General features: G+C 67.5%; 6 protein-coding genes and 1 pseudogene. 2 read left to right on the top strand and 5 right to left on the bottom strand.

Annotation, left to right across the window (positions count from 1 at the left end; genetic code table 11):
- Positions 1 to 158 precede the first annotated feature (158 nt).
- From rpoN to G7B71_RS15320, 5 genes are all read right to left on the bottom strand, one after another.
- Positions 159 to 1682, bottom strand: coding sequence for an RNA polymerase factor sigma-54 (rpoN, locus tag G7B71_RS15340; RefSeq protein ID WP_166042521.1), 1524 nt, complete (start codon positions 1680 to 1682; stop codon positions 159 to 161).
- Positions 1683 to 1801: 119 nt separating this feature from the next.
- Positions 1802 to 2590 carry an LPS export ABC transporter ATP-binding protein gene (gene lptB / locus G7B71_RS15335; RefSeq protein ID WP_166042519.1) on the bottom strand — a complete coding sequence of 263 codons (789 nt, stop codon included), beginning with the start codon at positions 2588 to 2590 and terminating at the stop codon, positions 1802 to 1804.
- Between the two features lie 108 nt (positions 2591 to 2698).
- Positions 2699 to 3253 (bottom strand): LptA/OstA family protein, encoded by a 555-nt coding sequence (locus tag G7B71_RS15330; RefSeq protein ID WP_166042517.1) that lies wholly within the window; start codon positions 3251 to 3253, stop codon positions 2699 to 2701.
- Positions 3250 to 3897: an LPS export ABC transporter periplasmic protein LptC gene (lptC, locus tag G7B71_RS15325; protein WP_166042515.1), complete on the bottom strand. Its 648-nt coding sequence runs from the start codon at positions 3895 to 3897 to the stop codon at positions 3250 to 3252. Before lptC ends, G7B71_RS15330 begins: the two co-directional genes overlap by 4 nt.
- A 24-nt stretch (positions 3898 to 3921) precedes the next feature.
- On the bottom strand, positions 3922 to 4539 hold the full coding sequence (locus tag G7B71_RS15320) for a ribonuclease D (RefSeq protein WP_166042513.1): 618 nt from the start codon (positions 4537 to 4539) through the stop codon (positions 3922 to 3924).
- A gap of 103 nt (positions 4540 to 4642) precedes the next feature.
- Between G7B71_RS15320 and G7B71_RS15315 the strand changes: the two genes are divergently transcribed.
- The gene (locus G7B71_RS15315; RefSeq protein WP_166042511.1) at positions 4643 to 5578 is read left to right on the top strand and encodes a DUF808 domain-containing protein; all 936 of its coding nucleotides are present in this window, start codon (positions 4643 to 4645) and stop codon (positions 5576 to 5578) included.
- Positions 5579 to 5789: 211 nt separating this feature from the next.
- Positions 5790 to 5977: pseudogene (locus G7B71_RS15815) on the top strand (cold-shock protein); the annotation flags it as partial.

Below are 5977 nucleotides of genomic sequence, written 5' to 3'. Positions count from 1 at the left end.
TCCTCGCCCCCCCCCTTCAGGGGAGGGGACGGGGGTGGGTGCGCGCGTCTGCGCGCCAGGGAACTCCCCCTCGCGGCCTCGAAAGCGCTTCGGCGGCATCGAGCCGCCTCAGCGCTCCCCACCCCTTGATCCCCTCCCCTGAAGGGGAGGGGCGACCGTCAGGCCGCCCGCGCCCCGATCGCCTTCTGGCGGCGGCGCTGGACCGAGGAGCCGATGCCCATCGCCTCGCGATACTTGGCGACGGTGCGGCGGGCGATGTCGAAGCCTTCGCCCTTGAGCATGTCCACCAGCGTGTCGTCGGACAGGATCTTGTGCGGGTCCTCGGCGGCGATCAGCGCCTTGATCCGGCTCTTCACCGCTTCGGCCGAGACCGCGTCGCCGCCGTCGGCCGACTGGATGCCCGAGGTGAAGAAATATTTGAGCTCGAACAGGCCGCGGTCGCAGGTCAGGTACTTGTTCGAGGTGACGCGGCTCACCGTCGACTCGTGCATTCCGATCTGCTCGGCGACGGTGCGCAGGGTGAGCGGCTTGAGGTGCGAGACGCCGTGGCGGAAGAAGCCGTCCTGCTGCTTCACCAGCTCGGTCGCGACCTTGATGATGGTGCGCGCGCGCTGGTCCAATGCCTTCATCAGCCAGTTGGCGTCGGCGAGGCATTCGGCGAGCCAAGCCTTCGACTTCTTGTCTTGGGCGCCGGTCGACAGCTCGGCATAATAGGTGCGGTTGACGAGCAGGCGCGGAAGCGTGGCGCTGTTGAGCTCGATCGCCCAGCCGGCGCCGCGCCGGGCGATGATGATGTCGGGCACCACCGCGTCGACCCGGTCCTCGCGCTCGAAGCGGCAGCCGGGCTTGGGATCGTAGGCGCGAAGCTCGCGGATCATGTCGGCGAGGTCCTCGTCGTCGACTCCGCAGATGCGCTTCAGAGCGGAGAAATTGCCCTTGGCGAGATAGTCGAGATTGGCGATCAGCCGAGCCATCGCGGGATCGTAGCGGTCGGCGTCGCGGGCCTGGAGAGCAAGGCATTCGGCGAGGCTGCGGGCGCCGACGCCAGCCGGGTCCAGAGTGTGGATGACGGCGAGCACGCGCTCGGCATCGGCGAGCGGAATTCCGAGCTTTTGCGCTAGGTCGACGAGCGAGCCGATGAAATAGCCGGTCTCGTCGATCTGATCGACGATCCGCTCGGCGACGAGCAGGTCGGCGCCGGAAAGCAACTCGCCGGCCTGGGCCATCAGATGCTCGTGAAGGCTTCGGCCGGCGCCTTCGAAGCTGTCGAAATCCGGGCCGTCCTCGCCCCCGCCCGCGCCAGTGGAGGCGCCGGTCAGGCCGAGGCCGCCGTCGAGCCCGCCGATGCGGTCGGCGGCGCTGTCCTGGGCGAAATCGTCGCTGTTCGGATCGATGTCGAGCGCGGTCTCGGCGAGCGGCGCGTCGGGCCGGACGATCTCGTCGAGGCCCTCCGGCTCGGCGCGGTCGGCGGAGCCGTCCGCGGCCGGGTCGGTGAGCTCGATCTGGATCGGCCCATCCTCGCCGCCGCCGGTGTCGAGCAGCGGGTTGCGCTCCAATTCCTCGGCGATGAACGTCTCGATCTCGAGGTTGGACAGAGTCAGCAGCTTGATCGCCTGCTGAAGCTGCGGCGTCATGACCAGCTGCTGGCTCTGGCGCAGGTCGAGGCGAGGCGCGAGGCTCATGCCCGCCTCTTATTCCACCAATGGTTACCGATGTCATTCCCATACAAGCACGAATCGTGCCCGCGGAGAATTTTCGTCGATTCTGCTCGGTTCAGCAGCGAAACGATGACGGAAATGCGTTAGAGCGCGAAGCTTTCGCCGAGATAGAGGCGGCGGACATTCTCGTCGAGGACGAGGTCCTCGGGGCTGCCTGCGAACAGCACCTGGCCGCCATAGATGATGCAGGCGCGATCGACGATGTCGAGCGTCTCGCGGACATTGTGGTCGGTGATCAGCACGCCGATGTCGCGCTGCTTCAGGTCCTTGATGAGATCGCGGATGTCGCCGATCGAAATCGGGTCGATGCCGGCGAACGGCTCGTCGAGGAGCATGATGGAAGGGTTTGCGGCGAGCGCGCGGGCGATCTCGCAGCGGCGCCGCTCGCCGCCCGACAGCGCCGTCGCCGGCGCGTCGCGCAGCCGCTCGATATGGAACTCTGAAAGGAGCTGCTCCAGCCTCTCGCGCCGCGCCTTGCGGTCGGGCTCGGCGATCTCGAGCACCGCCATGATGTTCTGGGCGACGGTGAGGCCGCGGAAGATCGAGGTTTCCTGCGGCAGATAGCCCAGGCCGAGAATGGCGCGGCGGTACATCGGCAGGCCGGTAATGTCCTGGCCGTCAAGCATGATGCGGCCGCTGTCCGGCTTCACCAGGCCCATGATCGAATAGAAGCAGGTGGTCTTGCCGGCGCCGTTGGGGCCGAGCAGGCCGAGCACCTCGCCGCGCTCGACATGGAGCGAGACGTCGGAAAGCACGACTTTCTTGTCGTAGGACTTGGCGATCGAGACGACCGACAGGCCGCGCGTCGCCGCCGCCGCTTCGGCAGCGTCAGCCGCGTCGTCGTGACGGTTGATCGCGATCGTCTCGTTCATTGAAAGCCCATGCCCCCGAGAACCAGCGACTTAGGCCATGGTGCCCGCCGCCTCAACCCGCGCGGGCCGGGCGGGGCGGAAAATCCGTTGATCCAGATTGGAACGGCGTCAGCCGCCGCGGCCCCGCGGGACGGTGAAGCGGCCGGTGACACGGCCGTTCGGCGTGCTCGACGTGCCGCGCGAGCCCGGCACGCCGCCGTCCATCACCGCCCGGCCGGTGTCGAGATCGAGCACCAGGCGGCCGCCGCGGACAATGTTCTGGCCCTGGTTGAGGACGACGTTGCCGAGCATCGTCACGATGCGCTCGTTGAGGTCGTAGATGGCGGTCTCGCTGCGCGCGGTCTCCGACGGGCTGGTCAGCCTGACTCCGCCGGTCGCGTCGATTCGGTCGATGTCGATTCCGCCCTGGCTCGAATAGGCCACGGTGATGCGCTCGGAATTGAGCTGAAGCCGGCCCTGGCGGACGTCGACATTGCCGGAGAAGACGGCGCGGTCGAGCCGGTCCTGGACCTCAATGCGGTCGGCGGCGACGTCGACCGGGGCATTGGTGTCATGATTCTGGAGCGCCGAGCCGGGCACCTGCGCGAACGCGGGCGCAAGCGCGATGCCGCCCGCGGCGATGCCGAGACCGAGCCCGGCGAGAGTGAGGAGACGGCGCGTCATGGCTGTCTATTGAGACCCCCCTGGACGATATGCAAGCGGGCGCGGCCGTCGAGCACGACCCTGCGCTCGGGAAGGTCGACCGCCATCCGCTGCGCGGTGAACGTGCCGAGCGGGATTCGGCCATTGACCGCGCCGCGGCTCTGCAGCGAGCGGTCGCGCAGGTCGATCATCACGTTGCTCGTGTCGAGCTGGTAGCCGTCGGCGGCGCGGAACTGGAGCGGCCCCAAGACGCCGACCCGGGCGTCGTTCATATTGTAGCGGGCGCGGTCGGCGACCAGCGAAGCGGGCCCCTCATCAAGCTGCAGCTGTGCCTGCATGCCCTGGACCTCGAGCACCGGCACCGCCGAGCTCGCCTGGACCGCATAATGGGCGTCCAGGGTGAACGGCCGGCCCGCCTCGTCCTGCCCGCGATATTGGGCGTTCTCGATCTTCAGCCGCTCAGTGGCCTTCTCGACCTTGTTCTTGTCGAGGAGGAAGCTGACCTCCTTGCGCTCCTCGAGCGGCATCAGCGCGAGGAAGGCGAGGATCAGGCCGATGAGCAGCGGCAGGCCGAACTTGACCAGCCGGATGAGGCGGTCGTGCGATGAGCCCGGCCGCGCCCAGCGGCGCTTGGTTCTGCGATCCTGTTCGGCAAGCTCGGACATTCAAACCTTCTCAACAGCCCGCGATCAGACGTGGGCGAAAATATCCTCGTCGGCCCAGCCGGCGAGATCGAGCAGCGCCCGGTGCGGCAGGAAGTCGAAGCAGGCCTGCGCCAGCTGGGTCCTGCCTTCGCGGGCGAGCCGCTCGTCGAGTATCTCCTTCATGGCGTGGAGATAACGCACGTCGGTCGCGGCATATTCCATCTGCGCGTCGGAAAGCGTCGGCGCGCCCCAATCCGACGACTGCTGCTGTTTGGAGATCTCGTGTCCGAGAAGCTCGCGGACAAGGTCCTTGAGGCCGTGCCGGTCGGTATAGGTGCGGATCAGGCGCGACGCGGTCTTCGTGCAATAGACCGGCGCCGCCATTACGCCGAGATAGGCGCGGATCGAAGCAAGGTCGAAGCGGGCGAAGTGATAGAGTTTCAGCCGCTGCGGATCGGCGAGCACCGCCTTCAAATTGGGCGCGGCATAGCTGCTTCCCGCGCCGAAGCGGACGAGATGCTCGTCGCCGCGGCCATCGGAGATCTGCACGACGCAGAGACGGTCGCGGCCCAGCTGAAGGCCCATCGTCTCGGTATCGACGGCGACCGGGCCGGCCGCGAGCACGCCTTCCGGCAGGTCTTCCTCGTGAAAATATACGGTCATGGCTCCCGGCTTAGGCGGAACCGGCCGAAGGCTCAATGACCGCGGGCTTGATCGCCGCGCGGCGTCCCTGCACAGGAGCAGGCACAAAATAGGGGAGCGAAGAATGCCTGGTGGTCTTGCCGCGCTGCTGGACGACGTTGCCGTCATTGCCAAGTTGGCAGCCGCGTCGGTCGACGATGTCGGCGCCGCCGCCGGCCGCGCCGGCTTCAAGGCGGCGGGCGTGGTGGTCGACGATGCCGCGGTCACGCCGCGCTATGTCACCGGATTCACCCCGGACCGCGAGCTCCCGATCATCTGGCGCATCGCCAAGGGCTCTCTGTTCAACAAGATCGTGATCATCCTGCCGGTGGCCTTGCTGCTGAGCTGGCTGCTGCCCTGGGCAATCACGCCGTTGCTGATGCTCGGCGCCGCCTATCTGTGCTTCGAAGGCGCCGAGAAGGTGTGGGAAGCGGTGGCGCACAAGAAGGAGAGCCTCGCCGAGAAAGCGGAGGAGCTCAACAGCGCCGACCATGAGAAGAAGATGGTGTCGGGCGCGGTGCGCACCGACTTCATCCTCTCCGCCGAGATCATGGCGATCGCCCTCAACGAGGTCGCCACCGAGCCCTTGCTGGCGCGCGCCGCGATCCTTTTCGTCGTCGCGCTGGCGATCACCGCCGGAGTCTATGGCGTGGTCGGCTTGCTCGTGAAGATGGACGATGTCGGCCTGCACCTGTCCGAACGCGCCAATGCCGGGAGCCGGGCGCTGGGGCGCGGCCTCGTCCATCTGATGCCCAAGCTGCTCTCCGCCTTGTCGGTGATCGGCATCGCCGCGATGATCTGGGTCGGCGGCAGCATCATCGTCCACGGGCTCGCCGAGTTCGGCATCGACCAGCCCGAGCATGTCATCCACGACGTCGCCGTCGCCGCCGACCATGCGGCTTCGGCGATGGGCGGATTCGTCGAGTGGCTGGTGACCACCGCCGGCGCCGGCCTCGTCGGCCTCCTGCTCGGCGCGGTCATCGTTGCGGCGCTCCACCCGTTCGTGAAGCACAAGCACTGAAAGGCCGCGGAAATCCCGGCACGGACGGCTGTGGACGGCGGTGTGAGCAAAAGAGTCAAAACTGTGGCGAACCCCCTATCTTGACGCCACTTTTTGCTCTACAGGGTTTGGTCGGCGCCGTGGGTTTGGCGCCAGGGGCTGTTGCGCGCGTCGGCCCAGCGCGGCGGTTCATAGGACAGGGGATGCGGCGCCGGGAAGACTATTCAGACATATGAGTTTCGATAAAGGGCGCCGTGGGGATCGCGGCGGGCGCGGCAGAGACAAGCGCGATTCGTTTGGTGACGACAATTTCGGGGGCGGCTTCGGCGGCGAACGCTCCGGCGGCGGCTACGGCGGCGGCGGTGACCGCTTCGGCGGCGGCGGCGGCTTCGGCGGCGGCGGCGGCTTCCGTGGTGGCGG

Source organism: Sphingosinicella sp. YJ22, assembly GCF_011320075.1.
Lineage (GTDB): Bacteria > Pseudomonadota > Alphaproteobacteria > Sphingomonadales > Sphingomonadaceae > Allosphingosinicella.
Note: the sequence above shows the minus strand (reverse complement) of the source record. Positions and strands in the feature narration are given on the sequence as shown.

What these genes read in the sequence shown, in the direction of transcription:
- rpoN (WP_166042521.1), bottom strand. Translation starts at nt 1,682, where the DNA reads ATGAGCCTCGCGCCTCGCCTCGACCTGCGCCAGAGCCAGCAGCTGGTC.
- lptB (WP_166042519.1), bottom strand. Translation starts at nt 2,590, where the DNA reads ATGAACGAGACGATCGCGATCAACCGTCACGACGACGCGGCTGACGCT.
- G7B71_RS15330 (WP_166042517.1), bottom strand. Translation starts at nt 3,253, where the DNA reads ATGACGCGCCGTCTCCTCACTCTCGCCGGGCTCGGTCTCGGCATCGCC.
- lptC (WP_166042515.1), bottom strand. Translation starts at nt 3,897, where the DNA reads ATGTCCGAGCTTGCCGAACAGGATCGCAGAACCAAGCGCCGCTGGGCG.
- G7B71_RS15320 (WP_166042513.1), bottom strand. Translation starts at nt 4,539, where the DNA reads ATGACCGTATATTTTCACGAGGAAGACCTGCCGGAAGGCGTGCTCGCG.
- G7B71_RS15315 (WP_166042511.1), top strand. Translation starts at nt 4,643, where the DNA reads ATGCCTGGTGGTCTTGCCGCGCTGCTGGACGACGTTGCCGTCATTGCC.